Raw genomic sequence first — 26,400 nt, forward strand, 5'->3', positions numbered from 1 at the left:
CTACGTTGGGATGGGATAAGCGCTGAAAGCATATAAGCGCGAAACCCGCCACAAGATGAGATTTCTTTAAAGGGTCGTGGGAGATGACCACGTTGATAGGCTACAGGTGTAAAGGCAGTAATGTCATAGCCGAGTAGTACTAATAACCCGTAGGCTTATTGCACACACTTTCTTTTTCGTTTAGTATTCTTATTTATCTCAATATGTTAACCTATCACGTGCCAAGTGCATGTATCGATTTAAGGTGGTTATAGCAATGGGGCTCACCTCTTACCTTTCCGAACAGAGTAGTTAAGCCCATTAGCGCAGATGGTACTGCCATCCGGTGGGAGAGTATGTCGCCGCCTTCTTTATAAAAGCTCGTCTTTAAGACGGGCTTTTGTTGTTTATACACCACAACAACTTCTTCAATAGTGTAGGGAAGATTTCCTAATAGAAGCCGACTATTTATAAGTCGGCCCTATCAAGGTTTAATTTTCTATCTATTTCGTTAACTATATTTCTACCTTCTGCTAGAGCATTAACTACAAGTGATTGGCCAATTCGTGCATCCCCAAGAAGATAATATTTCGAATCGTTGGTAACGTATTCTTTTGAATTAAATGAAACTCGTTTGAAGTCTATTTTTTTAAGGCTAGGGTGTATCTTTGGACCTGTAAAGCCAATGGCTATAAATAGTATGTCACAAGGAATTGTCCTTGAAGTATTTGGTATTTTCTGCTTGGTTTTAGTACCATTTACATCATTTTTTATCTCTACTTCTGAAATGCTGATCGATACAAGCTGATTTTTTTCAGTATTTAAATGGGTGGCAAATGATTTAAATATTCTGTTACATCCCTCTTGATGTGAAGTACTTTCTTGATATACTACCGCATCCATGGGCCAAGGAGTTTTTTCTGAACGTATTAAGGGGGGTTTATTATGATAGTCTAATTGGGTTATACTAAGAGCCCCTTCTCTGTTGGCTGTTCCGATACAGTCTGATCCTGTATCTCCTCCGCCAATGACAACGACGTGTTTCCCTTTTACATTAATTTTTGATAATTTTTGTTCTTTTGACACGATTCTATTTGCTTGAGTTAAGTATTCCATTGCGTAATGAACTCCAATGATATTCTTGCTTTCTATATCATAAGACCTTGGTTTTTGGGCTCCAATTGCAAGAATGATGGCGTCATAGTTTTTTTCAAGCATGTCAAACTCTATATCTTTGCCTACTTCCGTCTCCGTTATGAAGTGTATTCCTTCCTTAATCAATATTTGAATTCTACGTTCAATATATTTCTTTTCTAGTTTAAAATCTGGGATGCCATATCGTAATAATCCTCCTAACTTTTTGTCTTTTTCATATACTGTTATAGTATATCCTGCTTGGTTTAAATAATGTGCTGCTGAAAGGCCAGCTGGTCCTGATCCAATAATAGCAATTTTCTTTCCGTTATACTTTGTAGGTTTTTTTGCTTTAACATAAGATAATTCAAAAGCCTTTTCTGCTATAGTTTTCTCAATTTCTTCAATAGTTACTGCCTCACTGTTAATACCTAGGACACAGCCTTGTTCGCAGGGTGCCGGGCATATTCTTCCTGTAAATTCCGGAAAGGGGTTTGTTTTGGTTAAAATAGTATATGCATCTTCCCAACGCCCTTCGTGTGCAGCCTGATTAAAATCTGGAATATTATTTTCTAATGGGCATTTATAGTGGCAAAATGGAACACCGCAGTCCATACAACGTGCTGTCTGTTGGGTTAATGTTTGCTCAGTATAAGGGGTGTAAAATTCATTAAAGTGTGATATTCGGTCATTTGGCGATTCGGCTTTTGCCGATTGTCTACTGTATTTGATAAATCCGTCTAAAGTTGCCATAATTAATGAGTTTGAAGAATTATATCTTTTGATTGAACGGCTTTTAGTTCAATCGCTTTTTTATATTCGGTTGGAATTATTTTAATCCATTTAGGTAAATGCTTATTCCATTGGTTGATAACTGAACTGGCCAATTCACTTTGGGTATGCTTACTATGTGCTTGGAGTTGGCTTTTTACAAATAAAATATCTTCAGCCGTAAGGGCTTCAATAAGAACTAATTCTGTATTTATTAGTTGGGTTATGTCATTATTGTTTAACACATAGGCAATTCCTCCACTCATTCCAGCGGCAAAATTACGCCCAATATTTCCTAGAATGATAACACTACCACCAGTCATATATTCGCAACCATGAGCACCTATTCCTTCTACCACAACATCAGCCCCAGAATTACGAACACAAAATCGTTCTCCCGCTTGGCCATTTATAAAGGCGTTACCTGAAGTCGCTCCGTATAAAGCTACATTACCAATAATTGAGTTTTCATGTGCTTTGAATGTGGCATCGTTGTGTTTTTTAATAATTAATGTACCTCCAGAAAGCCCTTTTCCGAAATAGTCGTTGGCTTCACCTGTTAATTGCAAAGTCATATTTTCACACGCAAATGCACCGAAACTTTGCCCTGCTGATCCGGTAAACTTTAGTACTAGGTTTGGCCTTCTCTTGCTATCTTTCTTAAATCTAGTATAGTAATGTGACAATGTACTTCCTACGGCTCGATCTAGGTTGTAAATCCTGTATTGTTTCTCTATGCTATCTTCAGTGCAGAGTAATGGGTACAGCTCATTGACAATACGTTGATTCAAACTACCCTCTAAGTCAAATGCTTGACATGTGAATGAGTGATTTACGATATTGTGAATATTTTCCGCTTTATAAATTAATGCGGAGAGATCAAGATTCTTGAGCTTCCAAAATTCAATGGAATTATTGATTTTTAAAACTTGGGATTGACCAACCATTTCATCTATGGTTTTAAAACCAAGTTGCGCCATTATTTCGCGAAGTTCATTAGCAATATGACTGAAGTAATTAATTACATATGCGGGATTCCCTTTAAAAAATTCTCTTAAGGTTTTGTTTTGTGTTGCAATACCAACAGGACAAGTGTTGGTGTGACATTTGCGCATCATAATACAACCCTGGGTAATGAGAGCAGCAGTTGAAATGCTCCATTCTTCTGCTCCTAATAAAGTGGCTATTGCGATATCTCTTGCAGTACGCAATTGTCCATCAGTTTGAAGTACTACACGATCTCTTAGTCCATTCATGACTAGGGTTTGATTTGTTTCGGCTAGACCAAGTTCCCAAGGCAATCCAGCATGTTGAATAGAGCCTATTGGGGAAGCACCAGTTCCTCCATCAAAACCAGATATCATAATAGCTTCAGCTTTTGCTTTGGCTACACCAGCAGCTATTGTTCCCACGCCTGCCTTGGAAACCAGTTTTACGTTTATTCTTGCTGAAGGGTTTGCAGATTTTAAGTCATATATTAGTTGAGCTAAGTCCTCAATAGAATATATATCATGATGAGGGGGTGGTGAAATTAAACTAACTCCTGGTGTTGCATGACGAACATTTGCTATCCATTCATCAACTTTATATCCAGGAAGCTGACCGCCTTCTCCCGGTTTAGCTCCTTGAGCTATTTTTATCTGTATTTCTGAAGCTTCTGTAAGATATTCTATAGTGACGCCAAACCGCCCTGAAGCAACTTGCTTAATCTCAGATCGCATGGAATCTCCATTATCTAATTTGGTGTACCTTTTTTTATCTTCTCCACCTTCTCCTGAATTCGATCTTCCTCCTATGCGGTTCATTGCTATAGCAAGTGAGGTATGCGCTTCCCAAGACAATGAGCCAAACGACATGGCTCCTGTGGAAAATCTTTTTAGAATGCTAGTTACCGGTTCTACTTCCTCCAATGGAATTGAAATTCTTTTTCGGAATTCTAACAAACTGCGTAGTGAAATACGGGAAGAGTCATCTACAAGCCTTGAAAATTGTTTGTATTGTTGGTAATCATTTTTCCAAGCGGATTGTTGTAATAAATGGATAGCTTCAGGGCTGAACAAATGTCTTTCTCCGTCCGTTTTCCATTGAAAAACACCTCCGGTTTCTAAGTGAAGTGATTTGTCATTATAGGCATATTGATGCTTAGTAAGTATTTCTTTAGCGATATCATCGAAACTTAATCCATTTATTCGAGAAACAGTTCCCGTAAAGGCATATTCAATGACATCATTATGAATACCTAAGGCTTCAAATATTTGTGCTCCATGGTAGGATTGTAATGTGGAAATTCCCATTTTAGAGAATATCTTGAGAAGTCCGTCGTTTACAGACTTTATATAGTTCTCATAGGCCTTTTCACTCTTAACATTATTTTTTCTTTGGGAGGTTAAGTAATCGATACTCGCAAAAGTCAAGTAGGGATTTACAATATTTGCCCCATATCCAATGAGAGTGGCAAAGTGATGAGATTCCATCACATCGCCTGCTTCTACTGCCAGTCCTGTACGAACACGAAGTTTGTTTCGAGTAAGATGATGATGAATTGCTCCAACTGCAAGTAATGAAGGTATTGGAGCAAATGTGTTGCTAGCTTCTCTATCTGAAATAATGAGAATATTTATACCTTCGTCTAATATTGCCTTATCTGCTTCTTTGCATAAATTGATCAAGGCTTCTTGAAGTCTTCCTGGTTTACCATCTGCATTAAAAAGGGCATTAATTTGCTTGCAACGAAAATTGGTGTGATCAATTTGTCTTATTTTTTCAAGCTGTTGATTGGTAATTATGGGGTGTGAAAATGTTATTTGCTTGCAATGCGCTGGAGTTGTTGAAAGAATATTAAAGGATCTCCCTATGCTAGTTCGAAGTGACATCATTACTCGTTCACGAAGAGGGTCTATTGGTGGATTGCTTACTTGTGCAAAATGCTGTTTAAAATAGTTGCTAAGATGTTGTGGCTTTTCAGATAGAATAGCCAATGGGGTGTCAGCACCCATAGAACCAATAGGCTCTTTTCCATCATGAATAGTAGCTATCAGGTTACGATAAATATCTTCCTCTGTATATCCAAAGAGTTGTTGTTTTTGAGTGATTTCTGAGGTATCAATTTGGTAAGACAAGTTTTTGGATGGAAGTGTATTTATATCAATTTCATTATTTTGAATCCATTGAGAATATGGTTTTTGGGAGACAATCATATCTTTTACTTTACTATCCTCAATGAATTCTCCCTTTTGTAAGTTAATTAAGAAAATTTTACCAGGCTCTAATCTACCTTTTTTTGTAATGTTTTCTTCCCTAACGGGTAGCGCTCCTGCTTCAGATGATAGAATGATTCGGCCATCCTTGGTAAAGCAATATCGGGAGGGACGGAGTCCATTTCGATCTAAGGTTGCTCCAACTATATCGCCGTTAGTAAAACACAAAGACGCCGGCCCATCCCAAGGTTCAATAAGTGATGAATGATATTGATAAAACGCTTTCTTCTGAGGATTCATTAGTGTATCTTCCTGCCAGGCCTCGGGTATAAGCATCATCATGCTGTTTGAAAGACTTCTGCCTCCATGGTACAGTAACTCTAGCATGTTGTCTAAATTGGCAGAATCTGAGTTTTTGTGATTTACAATTGGATTTAGAATATCGATGTCCTTAGGGGAGAAATACGAGGATTCAAGATGATGTTGAAATGATTGCATCCAATTTACGTTTCCTTGTATGGTGTTAATTTCTCCATTATGAGCTAAAAACCGGAATGGTTGAGCTAGATGCCATTTAGGAAATGTATTGGTGGAAAATCGGGAATGAATTAGAATAATGCGTGATGTAAATAATGGGTGAGTAAGATCTTTATAGTATTCTTTAAGCTGAAAGGTGGTTAATTGGCCCTTGTAAACAATAGTTTTAGAAGATAAAGAAGCAATATAAAATCCCTCGTCTGAAATATTGTATTTAGTATGGATTGTTTTGCTAATTGCTTTTCGTAGAACATAAAGTTGTCTTTCTAATTCGGTGTCATTTTCTTGTAATACCTGATGGCTTACAAATAATTGTTCGATGTTAGGTTCATTCTCTTTAGGCGTTTTTCCTAAAGTTCTGTTATTAACAGGTACTGTTCGGTAACCCAATAATTCAAAATTGTGAGCCTCTAGTTGTTCGTTTATATCGTTTCGAAATCGTGATCTAAGTGTTTTATCCTTCGGCATAAATAACATTCCAACACCATATGTCCCTGGTTTTGGGAGTTCAATTCCAATACCTACAAGCTGATTTCTGAAATAAGAATCAGGGATTTGAGTGAGAATTCCTGCTCCGTCTCCGGAACAAGAATCGATTCCTGTTCCTCCTCGATGCTCCATGTTTTCGAGCATTTTTATGCCATCTTGAACTAATTGATGGCTAGCCTCACCATCTATTTGTACAATGAAGCCAATACCACAAGCATCATGTTCAAATGTGTCTCTATAAAGTCCTTTTTCCTTTAACATTTATTGCATTTTTTTAACTAAAGTAGATGTTTTGGTTAATTAAAAATTGCTAATCGAATAAATGTTTGAAAGAAATGTAATGAATTAAAAAAATAAGTATAAAAAATGTAATTACCACAAAGTATTCCTTGTATTTTATTAAATTGATAAAATCATCTAATTGAATCGCTGTAAATTGTCTTAAATAGGGGGTGTTGTTTTGTTTATCGAAACATTTTGTGGATTATTTTATGTTTTTAATAGGGGTGTATTTGTTTTAGGGCTATTATTTTTAATAATTTTAAATTTTTGAAGGGGGTGTAAAAAAAACGACCTTTTCGAATTATTGAAAAAGGTCGTTGTTATTGCAAGTAAGAGATGATTACTTTAATCCTTCAAAACGGCTCTTGATATTACAATTTTTTGAATTTCTGATGTTCCCTCGTATATCTGTGTGATTTTTGCATCGCGCATTAATCGCTCAACATGATATTCCTTGACATATCCATTTCCTCCATGAATCTGAACAGCTTCAATTGTTGTGTCCATTGCTACTTGAGAAGCATATAATTTTGCCATAGCTCCACTTAAATCGTAATTTTCATGATTGTCTTTGTCACGAGCTGCTTTATAAACTAGAAGTCTAGCTGCGGTAATTTGTGTAGCCATATCAGCCAATTTAAACGCGATAGCTTGGTGATTGCAAATTTCAGTTCCGAAAGCTTTGCGTACTTTTGAATACTCTTTTGCCAATTCATATGCTCCAGCGGCTATACCTAATGCTTGGGATGCAATTCCTATACGTCCCCCTGCTAATGTTTTCATTGCAAATGTAAATCCAAAGCCATCTTCTCCGATTCTATTTTCTTTAGGGACTTTAACATCTGTAAACATTAAAGAATGTGTATCACTTCCTCTAATACCCAATTTTTGTTCTTTAGGTCCAATTTCGAAACCAGGCATGCCTTTTTCTACAATTAGGGCATTTATTCCTTTATGACCTTTTTCGGGATAGGTTTGAGCAATTACTAGATACACATCAGCTGTACCACCATTAGTAATCCAGTTTTTTGTGCCATTAAGAATATAGTGGTCACCTTTATCAATTGCAGTTGTTTTTTGCGAAGTAGCATCACTTCCTGCTTCCGGTTCGGATAAGCAAAAAGCTCCTATGATTTCTCCAGAAGCAAGCCGTGTCAAATACTTTTGTTTTTGTTCTTCTGAGCCGTATGTTTCAAGTCCCCAGCAAACTAAAGAGTTGTTTACAGACATTACTACGGATGCGGAAGCGTCAATTTTTGAAATTTCTTCCATGGCGATTGCGTAAGACAGGGTGTCCATACCACCGCCACCATATTTTGGGTCTACCATCATGCCTAAAAAGCCGAGTTCCCCCATCTTCTTAATTTGTTCTGTTGGGAATTTTTGATGTTCATCACGCTCAATAACGCCCGGTAGGAGTTCATTTTTAGCAAACTCACGAGCTGCGCTCTGTATCATTAAATGTTCTTCTGAGAGTGTAAAATCCATAACGTTTTGTTTCGTAATTGTTAGTTTTTTTCAATTTTCAAAGATACTTTTTTAATCGGTATTATCCGTAGAGAATTGCTAATTTTAGCACTATGAATCAGGATGTATATCATGTAATTGGGGTGATGTCTGGAACGTCATTAGATGGGGTAGATTTGGCCTACTGTCGTTTTGATAGTGGTAAAGGCTGGCAATTTGAAATTATTGAAGCTGAGACAATACCTTATCCATTATATTGGAAGGAACAATTAAGGAATAGTGTTGCTTTATCGCAAGAGAAACTTCAGATTTTAGATAAAACATATACTCATTATCTATCCAAGATTATAGCGGATTTTATTCAAAGAAAAAACATAGTAGTTTTGGATGCTGTGTGTTCTCATGGGCACACGGTTTTACATCAGCCTGAAAATGGAATAACCTATCAAATAGGGAATTTACCAGAACTTTCTAGTTTGTTAATGCAAACGGTAGTTTGTGATTTTAGAAAACAGGATGTGAAACTAGGTGGACAAGGTGCGCCTTTGGTTCCAATAGGTGACCGAATGCTTTTTGGTACCTATGAGTATTGTCTAAATTTGGGGGGATTTGCTAATATTTCATCTGAAATTGAATGTAGACGAATAGCCTTTGATATTTGTCCCGTTAATATTGTGATGAATATGTTTGCTGAAAAATTAGGGCAGCCATTTGATAAAGATGGCGCTTGGGCAGCATCAGGTGCTTTACATGTAAAATTACTTTCGTCTCTAAACGAGCTTTCATACTATTCTAAGCTCCCGCCAAAATCCCTAGGTCTTGAATGGGTTCAGGAAAAGGTTTTACCATTGATTTCTAAATACAAACTATCTGAAATAGATGTGTTGCGCACCTTTGTGGGCCATATAGTGACTCAGGTGTCAAATGTTGTAAAGCCAGGTACTTCTATTTTAGTAACAGGAGGAGGGGCTCATAATACATTTTTGATGCATGAATTTCGGTCCGAAGTGAAGGCTTGTTTTATTCGGCCAGAAAGGTTGATTGTAGATTATAAGGAAGCCTTAGTGTTTGGTTTATTAGGGGTACTTAAAATGCGTCAAGAAACCAATTGTTTACAAAGTGTTACAGGTGCTAAAATGGATCATAGTTCGGGGGAAATTTACCCGTTTAAAATTGACTAAAAAGGGCACTAGGAGTAATCAATTTTTTATATTTGTGCATTATGAAATTTTTAATGAAATAATGAAAGATCTATTAAAACAATACGAAAATAAATTACCTGAAATAGTATTTAATTGGAAAGATTCAGAAACCGAAGCTGAAGGTTGGACTGTGATTAATTCCTTGAGAGGAGGAGCTGCAGGTGGTGGAACTCGAATGCGAAAAGGGCTGGATATGAATGAAGTGCTTTCTCTTGCCAAAACTATGGAAGTTAAGTTTACAGTTTCTGGGCCTGCTATTGGTGGAGCGAAATCTGGAATTAATTTTGATCCTAAAGATCCTCGTAAAAAAGGAGTTTTGGAGCGTTGGTTTAAGGCGGTTTCTCCATTACTGAAAAGTTATTATGGCACTGGAGGTGATTTAAATGTAGATGAAATTCATGAGGTCATTCCTATTACTGAAGATTGTGGTGTGTGGCATCCACAAGAAGGCGTTTTTAATGGACATTTTAAGCCGACAGAAGCTGACAAAATTAATAGAATTGGTCAGTTAAGACAAGGAGTGATAAAAGTGATTGAAGATACCTCTTTTTCTCCTGATGTGAATCGGAAATACACCGTAGCGGATATGATTACTGGCTATGGTGTTGCAGAAGCAGTTCGTCATTATTATGATATTTATGGGGGAACTGTGGTAGGTAAAAAAGCGATAGTCCAAGGTTTTGGTAATGTGGGTGCAGCAGCAGCCTATTATTTATCTCAAATGGGCGCTAAAATAGTTGGAATCATTGATGTTACTGGTGGTGTAATCAATGAAGAAGGATTTTCATTCGAAGAGATCAAATCATTTTATTTAAATAAAAAGGGAAATAACCTTTCAGAATCGTCTATGATTCCTTTTGAGGAAATGAATGAACGATTGTGGAAATTGTCTGCTGAAATTTTTGCTCCATGTGCAGCTTCAAGATTAGTGACTCAGGAGCAAATATCTACTTTGATGGATACTGGTTTAGAAGTGATTTCATGCGGTGCTAATGTGCCTTTTGCAGATAAGGAAATATTCTTTGGTCCTATTATGGAATTTACTGATAAGCGTGTTAGTCTTATTCCAGATTTTATATCAAACTGTGGTATGGCACGCGTTTTTGCTTATTTTATGGAACGTCGTGTAACCATGACAGATGAAGCAATTTTTGAAGATACCTCATTGACAATTAAGCGTGCTTTGCAAAATACCTTTAAACGTAGTGCTTCCAAAACAGACATCAGTAGTTCTGCCTTTGAGATAGCACTAAAACAATTAGTATAGTTAAGAATTAAACATATACACTCCTAATGGAAACAATCTTAGTACTGGTATTTATTTTAGGATACCTCGGAATAGCGCTGGAACATAGCTTGAAAATTGATAAACTTATTCCTGCGTTAGCAATGATGGCCATATTGTGGGCCCTTATTGCATTTGGAATAGGTGACTTTACAACGTGGTTTGATTCTGCAAAGCATTCACTTATGGAGGGCTTTTCATCATTTTCAGGTGAAGAGAAAATGCACATGATGGAAGAGACCTTATTGCATCATCTTGGAAAAACTGCTGAAATATTAGTCTTTCTCTTGGGAGCTATGACGATAGTAGAGATTATTGATTATTTTGATGGTTTTTCTACAATTAAAGGATTTATCAAAACAAAAAGCAAACAAAAATTATTGTGGATTTTTACCTTCTTAGGTTTCGCATTATCTGCAATTATTGATAATCTTACTGCAACAATTGTTTTAATTACCATTTTACAAAAGGTGGTAAATGAAAAAGAATTACGACTTTGGTTTGCTGGACTAATAGTAATTGCTGCTAATGCTGGTGGTGCATGGTCTCCAATTGGAGACGTAACGACAACCATGCTTTGGATTGCTAAGAAGGTAAGTGTGATGCCTTTAATTGATCACGTGTTATTGCCTTCTATTATTTGTTATGCAGTACCTACCTTTATTGCTTCTCGTATGAAAATTTTTAGGGGGAATGTTGAAGGAGAATCTGAGTCAGAATCCATCGAAGGAACTCATGGTGGTAATAAATATGCAGCTACTATGTTTTATTTAGGTCTTGGTGCGATTATTTTTGTCCCTATTTTTAAAACAGTTACACATTTGCCTCCCTATGTGGGGATGATGCTTTCGTTGGCTGTTGTCGCAACGTTTGCCGAAATGTTCAGTCGCAAGCGATTTGCTATGTCGATGGTTCATGGAAAGGAGCATGCATACCATAGCCCTGTTCATAAATCTCTTTCCAAAATTGAATTGCCTAGTATTTTATTTTTCTTAGGGATTTTGATGGCGGTAGCAGCACTTGAGTCTTTAGGATTACTATTTAATTTTGCCGGTAGTCTGAATGCACACATGCCAATGTTGGGAACGGAAGATATACATACTACTGCTATTTCTGATTTAGTAATTTTGTTTTTAGGAGTGGGGTCAGCGGTCATTGATAATGTGCCTTTGGTAGCAGCTAGTATCGGTATGTTTTCAGCTCCTATTGACGATCCTGTTTGGCATTTTATTGCCTATTCTGCTGGGACAGGTGGAAGTATGTTAATTATTGGTTCAGCTGCTGGAGTAGTGGCTATGGGGATGGAAAAGATTGACTTTTTTTGGTATCTTAAAAAAATAGCATGGTTGGCGTTCATAGGATTCCTATCTGGCGCAATTGTTTTTGTACTCATCAGAAATTTGGTGCTGAATACATAATTTTAAGAACCATTTATCGTTATTAACCAAAACTAACACTTAGACTATGGGATTATTCCAAGAACCAATTGAAGAACTAGCTCCTGAAATCTTATCTGAAGAAAAAACCCTATCGGTAGTTGACTTAATCGTAAACGGAGGAACCGGAAGTATTGTCATTATCGGGGTATTATTTGTATTGCTAGCCGTAGCATTGTTTATTTATTTTGAAAGACTGTTTGCTATTAAAGCAGCTTCCAAGATTGATAAAACGTTTATGTATCAAATTAAAGATCATGTCTCTAATGGAAAATTAGAAGCAGCGCGTCTACTTTGTGCCCAAACTGATTCTCCAGTTGCACGTCTTACTGAGAAAGGAATATCCAGGATTGGTAAGCCATTAGAGGACATTAATAAGGCAATAGAAAATGCTGGAACCTTGGAAGTGTATAAGCTTGAAAAAAATGTAAGTATTCTGGCTACTGTAGCCGGAGCGGCTCCTATGATTGGATTTTTAGGAACTGTTATCGGTATGATTATTGCTTTCCATCAAATGGCAAGTAGTGGAGGACAAGCTGAAATGGGAATGTTGGCAAGTGGTATTTACACCGCCATGACAACTACAGTTGCCGGACTTGTAGTGGGAATTATCGCTTACATTGGTTATAATCATTTGGTAGTTAAGACTGATAAAGTAGTTCATCAAATGGAGGCCAACGCGGTGGAATTTTTGGATATGTTAAACGAACCTATTTAACCATGAAGTTAAAAGGTAGAAATAAGGTAAGTCCTGAATTTAGTATGTCTTCAATGACAGATATTGTATTTCTGTTATTAGTGTTTTTTATGTTAACGGCTAATACACCTAATGCATTGGATCTTTTATTGCCTAAGGCGAAAGGTAAGTCAACCAATACGCAAAATGTTTCTGTTAGTATCAACAAAGACTTGGCATATTTTTTGGACAATAAACCAATACAGCCTGAGGATTTAGAACAAGAATTACAACAGGCATTACAAGGAAAAGAGACGCCAACCATTATTTTGCGTGTTGAGGAGAGTGTTGCAATTGAAAAAGCAGTTACTGTGATGGATATTGCTAATCAAAACAACTTCAAGGTAATTTTGGCAGTACGACCAAATTAAGATGAGTTTAATAGATACCAAATACAAAAGAAAATCACTAACAGTAACTGTGTTTTTACTGAGCATGTTGCTGTTAGTGATGTTTTATATAGGGTTGTCATATCTAGATCCACCTATAGAAAATGGTATTGCAATTAATTTTGGAACTACAGAATTTGGAATGGGAAATGATCAGCCACTTGAAAAAATAAAATCAGCTCCCAAAACAGAATCGGCTCCTCAAAAGGCAGTTAAGACTCAAGAGGAGGTTTTAACGGCTGAAAATGAAGAGTCCGTTGTAATTCCGTCAAAAAAGGAGAGTGTTGTAAAAACACCTCCAAAAGAGGAGGTTAAAAAGCCAGTTGAGAAACCAAAGCCATCCAAAGAAACTACAGATGCTCTGTCTAGTATATTAAATGCTACCAAAAGTGATGGAAAGGCAACAGGTAGTGAAGGAACCGACTCAGTTGCTGGTGATAAAGGAAGTACTGAAGGAAACCCATATGCCAATAGTTATTATGGATCTCCTGGATCTGGAACTGGGGGAAATGGTTGGGGACTTAATGGTCGTAGCTTGACCAAGAGCGGAAAGGTGACTCAAGATTGCAATGAGGCTGGGAGGGTAGTAGTACAGATTGAGGTTGACAAAAATGGTAATGTAATAAGTGCAACCCCTGGTGTTCGCGGTACAACCAACAACCATCCTTGTTTGTTAGAACCTGCAAGGCGTACAGCCTTCATGCATAAATGGAACTTTGACAGTAATGCACCAAATCGACAAATAGGTTTTATTGAAATCAACTTCAGATTAGGGCAATAATTCAGTTAGTTTTTTATGACTTATCAAGAAACGGTAACCTGGATGTTTAATCAACTTCCAATGTACCAAATGCAAGGTGCGAAAGCTCTCAAGCATAAACTAGATAATATCCTTTTGTTAAGTGCTCGTTTAGGGCAACCACATCAACAATTTAAATGTATACATGTTGCTGGCACTAACGGAAAAGGATCCTCTAGTCATATGCTTGCATCCATTTTACAAGAAGAAGGGTATAAGGTAGGATTGTATACTTCTCCTCATTTACGTGATTTTAGAGAGCGTATTAAGGTGAATGGGAGTGAGGTTCCTGAATCCTTCGTGGTTGATTTTATTAATGAGCACAAATCTTTTTTATCTAAAGAGAGTTTGTCTTTTTTTGAGATGACTGTCGGAATGGCTTTTGCTTATTTTGCTTATGCTAAAGTTGATATTGCCATTGTTGAAGTTGGTCTAGGAGGGCGCTTAGATTCTACTAATATTATAACCCCGGAGGTAAGTCTTATAACCAACATAGGATGGGATCATACAGATATTTTAGGGAGTACTTTGGCGCAAATTGCATATGAAAAGGCTGGAATTATTAAATATAAGGTGCCTGTTGTTATTAGTGAATATCAAAGGGAAACTGCTGAGGTGTTTATGACTGTCGCTAAAGAAAGAGAAGCGCCAATTGTTTTCGCAAGTCAAATAGTAGATGAGGTGTTTACATCAGATCTTAAAGGGTTTTATCAAGAACAGAACAAGAAGGGTGTGTTGGCTACTTTAAAGTGTTTAGAAGGTTTTAATATTTCTTTTGAAGCTATTCAGCAAGGATTTCTAAATACTGTAAAAAATACTGGTTTATTAGGGCGATGGCAACAGCTAAATGAAATTCCTAAAGTTATTTGTGATACAGCTCATAATTTAGATGGTCTTACCTATGTGATGAGGCAGCTTACCAATGAGGTTTATGATCAACTTTATATGGTAATTGGTTTTGTGAAGGATAAAAATATTGATGAAATACTCCCTCTTTTTCCGAAAAATGCCCATTATTTTTTCTGCAAGCCATCAATTGAGCGAGGTTTGTCTGCAGAACTTTTACGTGACAAAGCAGCCTTGTTTGGGTTGCATGGTGAGGTATGTAATTCGGTATCAGTAGGCTACGAGAAGGCTTTGGAAAAAGCATTACCAGGAGATTTAGTGTATATTGGAGGAAGCACTTTTGTGGTAGCAGAAATCGTGTAATTTTTTTGTTTTTATTTTTGCAGGCTAAAAAAACTATTCTATATTTGCATCCGCAATAAGCAATAAGGGCTCTTAGCTCAGCTGGTTCAGAGCACCTGCCTTACAAGCAGGGGGTCACTGGTTCGAATCCAGTAGGGCCCACAATCTTGAAAAAGATTCTCTTTTATTGTTTATTGGGCTCTTAGCTCAGCTGGTTCAGAGCACCTGCCTTACAAGCAGGGGGTCACTGGTTCGAATCCAGTAGGGCCCACAAAAAACCCGACATTTATTGTCGGGTTTTTTTATAGTAGTGTGCCGTGCATGGTACTAACTAGGGATCAAGACTAAATGTTGTGTTTACGCAAATATTTTGGTCAATCTATATAGGAAGAATTCTATGTTTCTAACCCCTCTGAATTGACTTTTAAATAGTTTGATGTCAGCGTTAATTATTGAATAGTCAATCATGCCAAATGAAGACATAAAATAAGATTAATTAGACAACCGACGACCGTTGTTATCCAAGCTTTTCTTTTAGATATAATCAATGCAATTACATAAGTAATAATTGTTAGAAGTCCTATGATGAGAGGGATAAAAAAATAAAGTAATACTTCTCCCATACTTTTATTGTGATTGTCTATAACAATAATAAGCCAAGAAAGGCATGCTGTAAATAGAATGAAAATTATATTTACTATGGGGTTTTCAATTAACTTTTTTGCCTTAAGATGATCCATTTTTGTTTTGTTATTGTTCAAAAATAGCATAATTATTTTGTAATCTATTTCTTTCGTATCGATTGTTTCATTTTTAATTTTCGATTTACTGATATATGTCATTATTACTGTTGGTAAAAGTGACGAAATTTATATAAGAGAATTATTAAAAATGAATTGTCATGAAACAGCGTGTACCTATCTCACAGATTATGACTACCGAGTTGATATTGCTCAACCTTACGGATGACCTATATAAAGCAGAGAAGCTATTTAAAAAACATAAAATACGGCATTTACCTGTGGTCAGTGGAAAAAAAATTGTTGGTATTTTAAGTTATACTGATCTACTCCGAATTAGTTATGCGGATGTGGTTGATGAAGATGATGACACTGTAGGAAGTATTGTTTATGATATGTTTACTGTCCCTCAGGTAATGGCTAAAACTCCAGAGGTGATTTCTTCAGAAGCAACAGTGAAAGAAGTCGCTGAAATTTTATCTAAGAGAGAGTTTCATGCATTGCCAGTAGTAGATAATGGTGATTTGGTTGGAATTGTGACTACGACAGATCTTATTAAGTATTTATTGGCCCAATATTGAATTAAAATAATGAAGTAGATAGGTGTTTTGTTTAAAATTTGTGTAAATGGAAGGCACGCTTTTTAGCGTGCCTTCTTGTATGTAGTTAGTTTCCTAATTAACTATTGGCCACTTTTTTTAAATCTGAAATTGTAGAGATCGGATTTTCGCTGTTAAATACAAAACTTCCTGCAACAAGCACATCTGCTCCTGCAGCGGTTAATTGTTGGGCATTTTTAACAGTAACACCGCCGTCAATTTCGATTTTTGTTGAAGCGTTATTCTCTGTAATTAGTTTTTTAAGTTCAGTTACTTTTTTATAGGTGTTCTCTATAAAGGATTGCCCGCCAAATCCAGGGTTTACACTCATTATACATACCAAATCGATGTCTTTAATTACATCTACAAGTAAGGAAACTGGCGTATGTGGGTTTAGGGCCACACCTGCTTGCATTCCTTCAGCTTTTATTGCTTGTAGTGTGCGGTGAAGGTGTGTGCAAGCCTCATAATGCACAGTAAGTATATTGGCTCCTAACTCTGCAAATGTCTTAATATATCGATCAGGATCGATAATCATAAGATGTACATCAATCGTTTTTTTTGCATGTTTGCTGATGGCTTGTAGTACAGGCATGCCAAAAGAAATGTTAGGTACAAATACACCATCCATTATGTCAATATGAAACCAATCGGCATCACTTTGGTTGACCATTTCAATATCGCGTTGTAAATTGGCAAAATCGGCAGCAAGTACCGAGGGAGCTATAAGTTTAGATTTCATTTATTAGTGTTGTTTTTGCAAAGATACTATTTTGTTCTTTGAGTGAAAGTAACCTATAGCAAAGAAAAAACTCCGGTAATCAGCCGGAGTTCATTCATCAATCAAAAAACGAACAGTTATGATAAACTGTTACTATCGTAAATACATTTGTAGTCCTTTTGTTTGTACGAAGGTACAAAATACAAAAAAGATTTGAAAGTCCTAATAAAACTTACCCCAAGTATGTCTTAAGGATTTTGCTTCTAGAAGTGTGCTTTAAACGACGAATAGCTTTTTCTTTGATTTGTCTCACACGTTCTCGGGTAAGGTCAAAGGTTTCTCCTATTTCTTCTAAAGTCATCGGATGTTGATCTCCTAGTCCAAAATAGAGACGAATTACGTCAGCTTCTCTTGGAGTAAGGGTTTCTAGAGCTCGCTCAATTTCGGTACGAAGCGATTCGTGTAAAAGTTCACGATCGGGATTTGGTGATTCTCCACTACGTAAAACGTCATAAAGGTTGGAGTCTTCTCCTTCCACAAGTGGTGCATCCATAGAAACGTGACGGCCGGAGTTTTTCATAGACTCTTTTACATCATTAACTGTCATGTCTAGCTCTTTTGCTATTTCTTCTGCTGAAGGTGTGCGCTCGTGAGCCTGCTCAAGGAATGCATAGGTTTTGTTGATTTTGTTGATCGAACCAATTTTGTTCAGTGGAAGACGAACAATACGTGATTGTTCAGCTAATGCCTGAAGTATTGATTGACGAATCCACCAAACTGCGTAGGATATAAATTTAAAACCACGTGTCTCGTCAAAGCGTTGTGCTGCTTTGATAAGTCCAAGATTTCCTTCGTTAATCAAGTCAGGTAGGGTTAGTCCTTGGTTTTGGTATTGCTTAGCAACCGATACAACGAAACGTAGATTGGCCTTGGTGAGTTTTTCCAATGCGCGCTGGTCTCCCGCTTTAATGCGTTGTGCCAATTCTACCTCTTCATCTGCGGTGATTAAGTCAACTTTTCCAATTTCCTGTAAATACTTGTCAAGGGATGCGGTTTCTCTGTTGGTAACCTGTTTGGTAATTTTAAGTTGTCTCATGTAGATTCCTCCTTAGGATAATAATTGTATGCTTGAATATATTATACGTGCCAAAGGAGGAAAATGTTACAAAAAGATTTAATTATTTTTTAGTTAGTTGAATTATTTGGGAAATGGCCCAGGTCGTATAGTTCTTGAATAGTCTTTAATTTGGCTTCAAAATCAATTTTTAAGTCTATTAGACTACCATTGTGTAGATCAAAGACCCAACCGTGAACCTTAGGATATCCATGATTTAGGTAATGCTTTTGGATTACCGCAGTCTTGATGACATTGAAACATTGCTCTTCTGTATTAAGCTCTACGAGCCGTTTGTATTTTTGATCGTCATTAATAATAGCATCCAGCTCTTTTTTATGCAGACGATAGACGTCTCTAATATTTCTTAACCAAGGATTGAGAATACCTAAGTCTTTAGGTTGCAAAGCTGCCATGACACCGCCACAGCCGTAGTGGCCACACACAACTACATGTTTGACATGAAGGTGAGCAACTGCGTATTCAATGACACTCATTATATTCATATCTGCATTTGATACTACATTTGCAATATTGCGGTGAACAAACATTTGTCCAGGTTGTGCCCCAGTCATTTCTTCTGCACTTACTCTGGAGTCGCTGCAGCCAATGTACAGGATTTCAGGGGTTTGTTGTGTCGCTAGATGGGAAAAAAAATCTGGATTAGACTTTTTTTTCTGTGCTGCCCATTCGGCGTTGTTTTTAAATACATTTTGATAAAGCGGGTCGTTCATAGTAATTAGTTTTAAAAAATAACGCTTCCAATATATTTATATTGAAAGCGTTATGTGAATTATATTTTGATGATAGTTTAGTTTCTAGGTTTTCTGTCTTTATCATCTCTTCGACGGTCATCACGTCTGTTATCTCTAGGTTTGTCCTCACGAGGAGGTCGCTCTATATAGCCTTCTGGTTTTGGAAGAAGTGCTTTACGTGACACCTTTGGTTTTTTGGTTTTAGGATCTAGACCTATGTATTTAACTTCAATAATATCACCTTCTTTAACAATGTCGGTAACATTATTGGTGCGTTCCCAGGCCATTTCAGAAATATGCAATAAGGAATCTTTACCAGGGACAAATTCAACTACAGCACCGAAATCTAAAACCTTGGTAACTTTAACTGTGTACGTTTCTCCTTCTTTTGGCTCAAAAGTACACGCTTTAACAGCTGCAATTGCTTTTTCAATACCCTCAGGGCTTACACCTAAAATTTCTACAACCCCAACATTACCTACTTCTTCAATAACTATAGTGGTTCCAGTTTCCGCTTGAACTCCTTGAATGTTTTTTCCACCTGGACCAATAAAGGCACCAATAAGTTCTTTAGGGATCTCCATTTTGATGATCTTTGGAGCGTGTGATTTAACATTTTCCGCAGCAGCAGGAATGGTTTCGATAAGCTTATTTAGGATATGCATACGTCCTTCTTTAGCCTGATTAAGGGCCTTCTCAAGTATTTCGTATGACAAGCCTTTTATCTTGATATCCATTTGGCATGCAGTAATTCCGTTTTCAGTACCCGTAACTTTAAAGTCCATATCACCTAAATGATCTTCATCTCCTAAAATATCAGAAAGTACTGCGTATTTTTCTCCATCAGTGATCAATCCCATGGCAATACCGGATACTGGCTTTTTCATTTGAACCCCAGCATCTAATAAGGCCATTGTTCCTGCGCATACAGTAGCCATTGAAGATGATCCGTTTGATTCTAATACCTCTGAAACAACTCTTACAGTATAAGGGCAATCAGCTGGAATCATATTTTTAAGTGCACGTTGTGCTAAGTTTCCATGACCAACTTCTCTTCTTGATGTACCTCTTAAAGGTTTAGCTTCACCTGTAGAAAAAGGAGGGAAGTTATAATGAAGATAGAATCTTTCTTCTCCTTGTTCAGTAGGAAGGTCAATTACATTGGATTCACGTGAAGTTCCTAAGGTTACAGTTGCCAAAGCTTGTGTTTCACCACGAGTAAAAATTGATGAACCATGAGTGGAAGGTAAGTAATCTACCTCGCACCAAATAGGACGTATGTCAGTCGTTTTTCTTCCATCCAAACGAATGTTTTCGTCTAGGATAAGATTACGAACAGCTTCCTTCTGAGCTTTATTAAAATATTTACTAATTAAATCTCCGTCTGCTTCAAGCTCTTCTTCTGTGAATAATTCTACACAAGCTTCACGAACTTCGGCGAATTTTTCACCGCGTTCTTGTTTGGAGGTGTCTTCTTTTGCAATGGCATAACATTTTTCATAAGCAAAGTCATGAATTTTTTGTGCCATTTCTTGATTTTCTTTTTCTGCTTCGTAGGAACGAGTTTCTTTGATGCCTACTTTATCTACTAAGCGTTTCTGTGCTTCAATTTGAATTTTGATGGCTTCGTGTGCAACCTTTATGGCATCAGCCATTTCTTTTTCAGAAATTTCGTGGCATTCACCCTCAACCATAGCTACAAAGTCAAGAGAGGCTCCAACCATAATGTCAATATCTGATTGTTCTAGTTGAGCACGGCTTGGATTAATAATGTATTGACCATCTATACGACCTACACGTACCTCTGAAATAGGACATTCAAAAGGAATATCCGATATAGCAATAGCTGCAGAAGCCGCCAGTCCAGCAAGTGCATCTGGCATTACATTGTCATCATGAGACATCAATTGAATCATTACCTGTGTCTCGGCGTGATAATCTTTAGGAAATAGAGGGCGCAAAACACGGTCAACCAAACGCATGGTTAGTACCTCTTGATCACTTGGTCTAGCTTCACGTTTAAAAAAACCACCAGGGAAACGGCCTGCAGCCGCAAATTTTTCACGATAATCTACCGTAAGCGGCAGAAAATCAATACCAGGACTAGCAGAACGTGCAGATACGACCGTTGCTAGAAGCATGGCATTCCCCATGCGAACAACCACTGAGCCATCGGCTTGTTTGGCTAATTTTCCTGTTTCTATGGAAATGGTGCGACCATCCCCTAAGTCAATAATTTCTTTTTTTACTTCAGGAATCATACTTTTTGTTAATTAATTAAACAATGGGTTCCGTCTTAACCGGACGAATCGGTGGTTGTGTTGTTGTTGTTGTTGTGTTACCCAATGAAAAACTAAATAGTTGTAAGCTTTTTATGCTGCTATCTCGCCGAGGCTTGACTTCGCTAGAGGTGTTCAATCCGCAGAAAATAAGGTGATTCTGTGCAGATTATCAATAAAAAAAAGAGGCACGAAGCCTCTTTTCTATTACTTTCTTAATCCTAATTCTTTGATGATAGCACGATATCTATTGATATCTTTGTTCTTCAAATAATCGAGTAGGCTTCTTCTTTTACCTACCAATTTAACCAATGCACGCTCTGTATTGTAATCTTTACGATTTCTTTTCAAGTGCTCAGTTAAATGACTAATTCTGTGTGAAAAAAGGGCAATTTGTCCTTCTGCAGAACCTGTGTTAGATGCTGCTCCACCGTGTTTAGCAAAAATGTCTGCTTTTACTTCTTTAGTTAAATACATGCCAATATTTTTTTAATGATTTTTATGTATTGATAGGTGCTCTATCAGGGCGCAAAGATAATACTTTTTTTGAATTGATAAATAGAGATGTTGTTTTAATTATGTCTTTGTATTTCAGCTGTCTAATTCTATTTGTAATGTTTAAAAACAAAAAAGTCCTTCATGTTTTATTAGGAAGGACTTTTATATAAGTGACTGTTTTATCTCATCGGTTGATTGTTAATCAAGTCGATGTATTGATTTACCTTATTTTTTAAATCTCTTCGATGAACAATGAAATCTAAGAAACCATGTTCAAGAACAAACTCAGATGTTTGGAAACCCTCAGGGAGGTCTTTTCCTGTAGCCTCTTTTACAACGCGTGGTCCAGCAAAACCGATTAGTGCTCCTGGTTCCGCAATATTGATATCACCAAGCATGGCATAGGAAGCAGTTGTTCCTCCAGTTGTTGGGTCTGTACATAAAGAAATATATGGAATGCCTGCATCTGAAAGCTGTGCTAATTTAGCGGAAGTTTTTGCAAGTTGCATTAGTGAAAGTGCAGCTTCCATCATACGTGCTCCTCCGGACTTTGAAATCATAAGGAATGGAATACGATGCGTAATGGAGTAGTCTATTGCACGAGCAATTTTTTCACCTACAACACTTCCCATTGATCCCCCAATAAATGCGAAATCCATACAGGCAATTACTAGGTCTTTTCCTTTCGATTTTCCTACGGCAGTTCGAACTGCGTCTTTTAATCCAGTTTTGTTTTCGGCTTCTTTAAGACGATCTACATATTTTTTGGTGTCCTCGAAGTTAAGGGGGTCCTTGGAGGTGAGATTTTTATCAAACTCTTTGAATTTGTTGTCGTCAAAAAGGATTTCAAAATATTCTTTACTACCTATTCGTACATGGTAATCGTCTTCCGGGCTTACATAATAGTTTCTTGCCAATTCTTCGGCTTCTACAATTTTTCCGGTTGGGGATTTGTACCACAATCCTTTAGGAGTGTCTTTTTTCTGTTCGGTCGCAGTTTGTATCCCTTTTTCTTTACGTTTAAACCAAGCCATATATCTGAGTTAGAAGTTGAAAATGAATACGGCAAAATAGAATGCCGTATTCACTGAGAACTATTTTTATAATGTGTTTACGTTATTTAGATCCTCAAACGCTTTTTTCAAACGCGTGATGAAAGTTTTTTCTCCTTCACGTAGCCATACGCGAGGATCGTAGTATTTTTTATTTGGAGCATCTTCTCCTTCAGGATTTCCTATTTGTCCTTGTAGGTAAGCTCCTTTATCTTGAATATAATCACGAATACCTTCTAAAAAAGCATATTGCAAATCAGTATCAATATTCATTTTGATAACTCCGTAACTAATAGCTTCTCTTATTTCCTCAACAGTTGAACCTGATCCACCATGGAATACAAAGTCAATAGTATTGTGAGGGACATTGTATCTTTGAGAAATATATTCTTGTGAGTTTTTAAGGATTTTTGGAGTAAGTTTTACGTTTCCTGGTTTGTATACTCCGTGTACATTTCCAAAAGCAGCAGCAATAGTAAACTGAGGGCTAACCTTCATAAGTTCTTCATAAGCATATGCTACCTCTTCAGGTTGGGTGTATAGTTTAGATGAATCAACGTCACTGTTGTCAACACCGTCTTCCTCTCCACCTGTTATACCAAGCTCAATTTCTAGGGTCATTCCCATTTTACTCATTCGCTTAAGGTACTCTTTGCAAAGTTCAATATTTTCTTCGATTGGTTCTTCAGAAAGGTCAATCATATGAGAACTGAAAAGTGGTTTTCCTGTTTCTGAAAAATGCTTTTCACTTGCATCTAACAATCCATCTATCCATGGAAGAAGATTTTTAGCACAATGATCTGTATGAAGAATAACTGTTGCACCATAGGCCTCCGCTAATTGGTGAACATGTTTTGCACCCGCAACTGCTCCTTGAATTGCAGCATTTTGATTTTGATTTGATAGGCCTTTTCCTGCTACAAACTGAGCTCCACCATTTGAAAACTGAATGATTACAGGAGCATTTACAGCTACAGCAGTTTCTAATACAGCATTAATGCTGTTAGAACTAACTGCATTTACAGCTGGAAGTGCAAAACCTTTTTCTTTAGCGTATGCGAATATTTCCTGAACTTGTTTTCCGGTAGCTACTCCCGGTTTAATGTTGTGACTCATGATTCTGTTTTAAAATTTTAGTTGTATTGTTTGGAAAGGCAAAAATAATAAAATTAGATGGCTTAGAAAGGATAATTTATTCCAATATTAAAAACTGCATTACTGAAGTTGTAATGTTTAAACCATCGTTGACCAGTTGGAAGAGCTGGGTTGTATGTTTTAAATCCTGTATCAAATCTTAACACAAAGAAGCTGAAGTCATATCTTAGACCAAAACCACTGCCTAACGCTATATCTTTTATGGAGTCAATACTTTGAAATTGGGAACTAGGGTCATTGACATCATCAAGGATGTTCCAAATATTTCCTGCATCAGCAAAAAGAGCTCCTTTGAATCCTCCGAATATTGGAAAACGATATTCTAAATTGAACGCTAGCTTCATGTTGGCTTCATTAAAATCATTAGTTGAGCCACTGCTTCCAGGTCCAAGAGAATAGGCTTGCCAAGCTCGGTTGTCATTGGAGCCACCAGCAAAATAACTTCGTGAAAATGGAATGTTACTTGAGTTGCCATAAGGAATTGCGATCCCTGCAAATGCTCTAAAGGCAAGAACGTTCTCCCTGTTTATTTGCCAATATTTTATATAATCAAACTCTGTTTTTACGTACTGTGAAAATTGTACTCCAAATACTAAGTACTTTTCATGTTCATTTTTCTCAAAATTAAAAGGTTGGGCAAGGGCAGATAAAATATTTCCAGCAAGTTCCAATTTGGCTCTAAACTGTGAAAAATTATTGTCTGTAAAGTTTGTTCTGTTATTTTGAGTAAATGTAAAATTGGAAGCAAAAATTAAGTTGTTGTCTGTTAGCCTTACACGGCGTTCTTCGATACTTCGTACAGCCTGATTGTCTTCATCACTAAGTTGAAGTGTATTGTTTTGAACATCCATAATGAAATTTTGCGCACCTCCGGTATTAATGGATAGATTGCCATTGTCATCTAGGTAATCAGGATTGACTGGGTAATTTTTTGCAATAGAATTCAGCCTGTTGTATGTACTCTGATATACGTTAAAAAAATTATCTACATTCATATTGTTTATGAATTGAATGTTGAGCATTTCCAGTACATTTTTATGGGTTGTGGAGGGGGACCAGGAGTATCTGGTGATTCCGTTGAAACTACGCTTATCGAGTCCAATGTTTTCTTGAATACTGGTTCCAAATTGCAACCTAGTTTCTGGAAGCATATACTTGGGTATCCACCTATTGGTCTTTATCGGGAAAAAGATCCGAGGAAAACTTAGTTTTATATCACCTCCAATTTCGGAAATGTTGAAAAATTGGTCACTATTGGCAGCGTTTTTTTGCGATCCTAGTGTACCGCGAGCGGATAATTCCAATGTTTCGGCTCCTCTGAAAATATTTCTGCTAATCAGTGAAGTGCTAAATGATATACCAAAGTCTTGAATATTGGAGTGGGAAACATCAGTGTTGAACTCAAGGGAAAAGCGATCAATGGGAGATAAATAGATATTGGCTTCTAAGTTGTTCTGCAATGAATCGTTGGCAATATATTTATATTCAATATTAGGATACTTAAATGTACGTAAGTTGTTGATCTGTCTATAGGTAAGAGCTCTGTCATTGTCTGTATATACCGTTTCTGCACTAATAGCCATGGCATCTGTAAGTGCTTTCGGCCTGTATCTTAACTTGTTATGGTAAAAAATAGTGTAATTGTTATGACTTATAGAGTCCAAATTATCTTTCTGATTTTGGAAAGTATAGTCAGCGTAAATATTTATCTTTTTTATATGATGTACCTGATATGGGATTTCTATAAGTCTACCGTTATCTCTTCTGGTAAGGTTTTCAATAAATAGTGTAACCGGCATTTTAAAGTCATTACTATTTTGAGTGGTATCTCGGGCTATTTCAAAATTGATTGAACTTTGTTGAAACGTATAAAGTCCTGAATTTCTAAAAATAGTGGTAAGTCTTGTCCGTTCATTACCAAACTTTAATAAATCGTATTGGTTTCCAGTTTTAATGAACGATTGTTTTTTGTGCAATTGATAGATGGAATCAACGGCATGTGAGGCAATGGTGGTTGTGATTGTATCTAAATAATAGGGTTTGCCTGTATTGACCGTATAAGATACTTCTCCTCTTTTCTTTTGATGTTCTAATGGGATGATAGTATAGTCAACCTCAGAATTGAAATAGCCTTTACTATTGTAATAGGATTTAAGTCGAGAAGCAGTTCGGCTGGTTTTTAATGGATCTATAATAGTGGGGGGTTCTCCAGTATTTTTAAGTGCATTATGAATACCATATGACCAAAAACTTCTCCCTAATCGTTGAACTTGTTTTTCAGAAAGGAATTTAGCTAGCCTTGAATGACGTTTTGGTTTTTTTTCTAGCCATTCTTTATAGTTTGCCTCAGGGTCTTCTGCCGCAAGATTATAAATATGAAGCCTAATAGGAGTGCGTAGCAAACGACTGTTAGGTTTTTGATAAAAAAGACTTTCTAGCGTATCATTAGAAACTTCATTACCATTTTCCAATAAAGTGTTTTTGGTTAGCAACAATCCGTCTTCGGGGACTCTTTTTACAGCGTTACACGAAGAAAATAATACAAATAAGGTAATTACTGCTATTTTTGTACAAGCTGATTTCAAAAGTGATTTCG

19 protein-coding genes, 2 tRNA genes and 2 rRNA genes (1 of these 23 cut by a window edge) are annotated in these 26,400 nt (G+C 36.8%); 12 read left to right on the forward strand and 11 right to left on the reverse strand.

What is annotated here, in order from left to right; translation table 11 throughout:
* Positions 1–163 (forward strand): 23S ribosomal RNA (locus PT603_RS00020); it begins 2,659 nt to the left of the window's first position.
* A 77-nt stretch (positions 164–240) separates the two neighbouring features.
* A 5S ribosomal RNA gene (gene rrf / locus PT603_RS00025) occupies positions 241–350 on the forward strand.
* Between the two features lie 97 nt (positions 351–447).
* Here the strand turns inward: rrf and PT603_RS00030 are convergent.
* From PT603_RS00030 to PT603_RS00040, 3 genes are all read right to left on the reverse strand, one after another.
* Entirely contained in the window at positions 448–1,866 is a 1,419-nt protein-coding gene (locus tag PT603_RS00030) for a glutamate synthase subunit beta (protein WP_008238556.1), read from the reverse strand.
* Between the two features lie 2 nt (positions 1,867–1,868).
* Positions 1,869–6,368: a glutamate synthase large subunit gene (gene gltB / locus PT603_RS00035; protein WP_008238554.1), complete on the reverse strand. Its 4,500-nt coding sequence runs from the start codon at positions 6,366–6,368 to the stop codon at positions 1,869–1,871.
* 366 nt (positions 6,369–6,734) lie between these two features.
* On the reverse strand, positions 6,735–7,877 hold the full coding sequence (locus PT603_RS00040) for an acyl-CoA dehydrogenase (protein WP_008238552.1): 1,143 nt from the start codon (positions 7,875–7,877) through the stop codon (positions 6,735–6,737).
* Between the two features lie 92 nt (positions 7,878–7,969).
* Here PT603_RS00040 and PT603_RS00045 point away from each other — a divergent pair, with 92 nt between their 5' ends.
* The 10 genes from PT603_RS00045 to PT603_RS00090 all read left to right on the forward strand — a co-directional run bounded on the left by PT603_RS00045 (position 7,970) and on the right by PT603_RS00090 (position 16,212).
* The gene (locus PT603_RS00045) at positions 7,970–9,037 is read left to right on the forward strand and encodes an anhydro-N-acetylmuramic acid kinase (protein ID WP_008238550.1); all 1,068 of its coding nucleotides are present in this window, start codon (positions 7,970–7,972) and stop codon (positions 9,035–9,037) included.
* Between the two features lie 61 nt (positions 9,038–9,098).
* Positions 9,099–10,325, forward strand: a complete 1,227-nt coding sequence (locus PT603_RS00050; RefSeq protein WP_008238548.1) for a Glu/Leu/Phe/Val dehydrogenase dimerization domain-containing protein — start codon at positions 9,099–9,101, stop codon at positions 10,323–10,325.
* Between the two features lie 26 nt (positions 10,326–10,351).
* The gene (nhaD, locus tag PT603_RS00055) at positions 10,352–11,761 is read left to right on the forward strand and encodes a sodium:proton antiporter NhaD (RefSeq protein ID WP_008238545.1); all 1,410 of its coding nucleotides are present in this window, start codon (positions 10,352–10,354) and stop codon (positions 11,759–11,761) included.
* A 46-nt stretch (positions 11,762–11,807) separates the two neighbouring features.
* A complete protein-coding gene (locus tag PT603_RS00060; protein ID WP_008238543.1) occupies positions 11,808–12,497 on the forward strand; it encodes a MotA/TolQ/ExbB proton channel family protein in 690 nt (229 codons plus the stop codon).
* A 2-nt stretch (positions 12,498–12,499) separates the two neighbouring features.
* Entirely contained in the window at positions 12,500–12,886 is a 387-nt protein-coding gene (locus tag PT603_RS00065; RefSeq protein WP_008238540.1) for an ExbD/TolR family protein, read from the forward strand.
* A gap of 1 nt (position 12,887) precedes the next feature.
* Positions 12,888–13,685, forward strand: coding sequence for a hypothetical protein (locus PT603_RS00070; RefSeq protein WP_008238538.1), 798 nt, complete (start codon positions 12,888–12,890; stop codon positions 13,683–13,685).
* A 15-nt stretch (positions 13,686–13,700) separates the two neighbouring features.
* Complete coding sequence (locus tag PT603_RS00075; protein ID WP_008238536.1) at positions 13,701–14,912, forward strand: bifunctional folylpolyglutamate synthase/dihydrofolate synthase; 1,212 nt, start codon at positions 13,701–13,703, stop codon at positions 14,910–14,912.
* Positions 14,913–14,978: 66 nt separating this feature from the next.
* Positions 14,979–15,053, forward strand: a tRNA-Val gene (locus tag PT603_RS00080).
* Positions 15,054–15,087: 34 nt separating this feature from the next.
* Positions 15,088–15,162 (forward strand) — tRNA-Val (locus PT603_RS00085).
* A 630-nt stretch (positions 15,163–15,792) separates the two neighbouring features.
* The gene (locus PT603_RS00090) at positions 15,793–16,212 is read left to right on the forward strand and encodes a CBS domain-containing protein (protein ID WP_008238531.1); all 420 of its coding nucleotides are present in this window, start codon (positions 15,793–15,795) and stop codon (positions 16,210–16,212) included.
* Positions 16,213–16,309: 97 nt separating this feature from the next.
* Here PT603_RS00090 and rpe read toward each other — a convergent pair whose 3' ends face one another.
* The 8 genes from rpe to tamL form a co-directional block, all read right to left on the reverse strand.
* Positions 16,310–16,972, reverse strand: a complete 663-nt coding sequence (rpe, locus tag PT603_RS00095) for a ribulose-phosphate 3-epimerase (protein ID WP_008238529.1) — start codon at positions 16,970–16,972, stop codon at positions 16,310–16,312.
* A 211-nt stretch (positions 16,973–17,183) separates the two neighbouring features.
* Positions 17,184–18,047 (reverse strand): sigma-70 family RNA polymerase sigma factor, encoded by an 864-nt coding sequence (locus PT603_RS00100; RefSeq protein WP_008238527.1) that lies wholly within the window; start codon positions 18,045–18,047, stop codon positions 17,184–17,186.
* Between the two features lie 89 nt (positions 18,048–18,136).
* Entirely contained in the window at positions 18,137–18,799 is a 663-nt protein-coding gene (locus PT603_RS00105; protein WP_008238525.1) for a carbonic anhydrase, read from the reverse strand.
* Between the two features lie 77 nt (positions 18,800–18,876).
* On the reverse strand, positions 18,877–21,081 hold the full coding sequence (locus PT603_RS00110; protein ID WP_008238523.1) for a polyribonucleotide nucleotidyltransferase: 2,205 nt from the start codon (positions 21,079–21,081) through the stop codon (positions 18,877–18,879).
* Between the two features lie 225 nt (positions 21,082–21,306).
* Complete coding sequence (gene rpsO, locus PT603_RS00115) at positions 21,307–21,576, reverse strand: 30S ribosomal protein S15 (protein ID WP_008238522.1); 270 nt, start codon at positions 21,574–21,576, stop codon at positions 21,307–21,309.
* A gap of 200 nt (positions 21,577–21,776) precedes the next feature.
* Complete coding sequence (gene accD / locus PT603_RS00120; RefSeq protein ID WP_008238520.1) at positions 21,777–22,631, reverse strand: acetyl-CoA carboxylase, carboxyltransferase subunit beta; 855 nt, start codon at positions 22,629–22,631, stop codon at positions 21,777–21,779.
* Between the two features lie 66 nt (positions 22,632–22,697).
* Positions 22,698–23,765, reverse strand: a complete 1,068-nt coding sequence (gene fbaA / locus PT603_RS00125) for a class II fructose-bisphosphate aldolase (RefSeq protein WP_008238518.1) — start codon at positions 23,763–23,765, stop codon at positions 22,698–22,700.
* 62 nt (positions 23,766–23,827) lie between these two features.
* On the reverse strand, positions 23,828–26,389 hold the full coding sequence (gene tamL / locus PT603_RS00130) for a translocation and assembly module lipoprotein TamL (protein WP_008238515.1): 2,562 nt from the start codon (positions 26,387–26,389) through the stop codon (positions 23,828–23,830).
* Between the last annotated feature and the right edge of the window lie 11 nt (positions 26,390–26,400).

It is taken from the genome of Imtechella halotolerans (genome assembly GCF_028743515.2).
Classification (GTDB): Bacteria; Bacteroidota; Bacteroidia; order Flavobacteriales; family Flavobacteriaceae; genus Imtechella; species Imtechella halotolerans.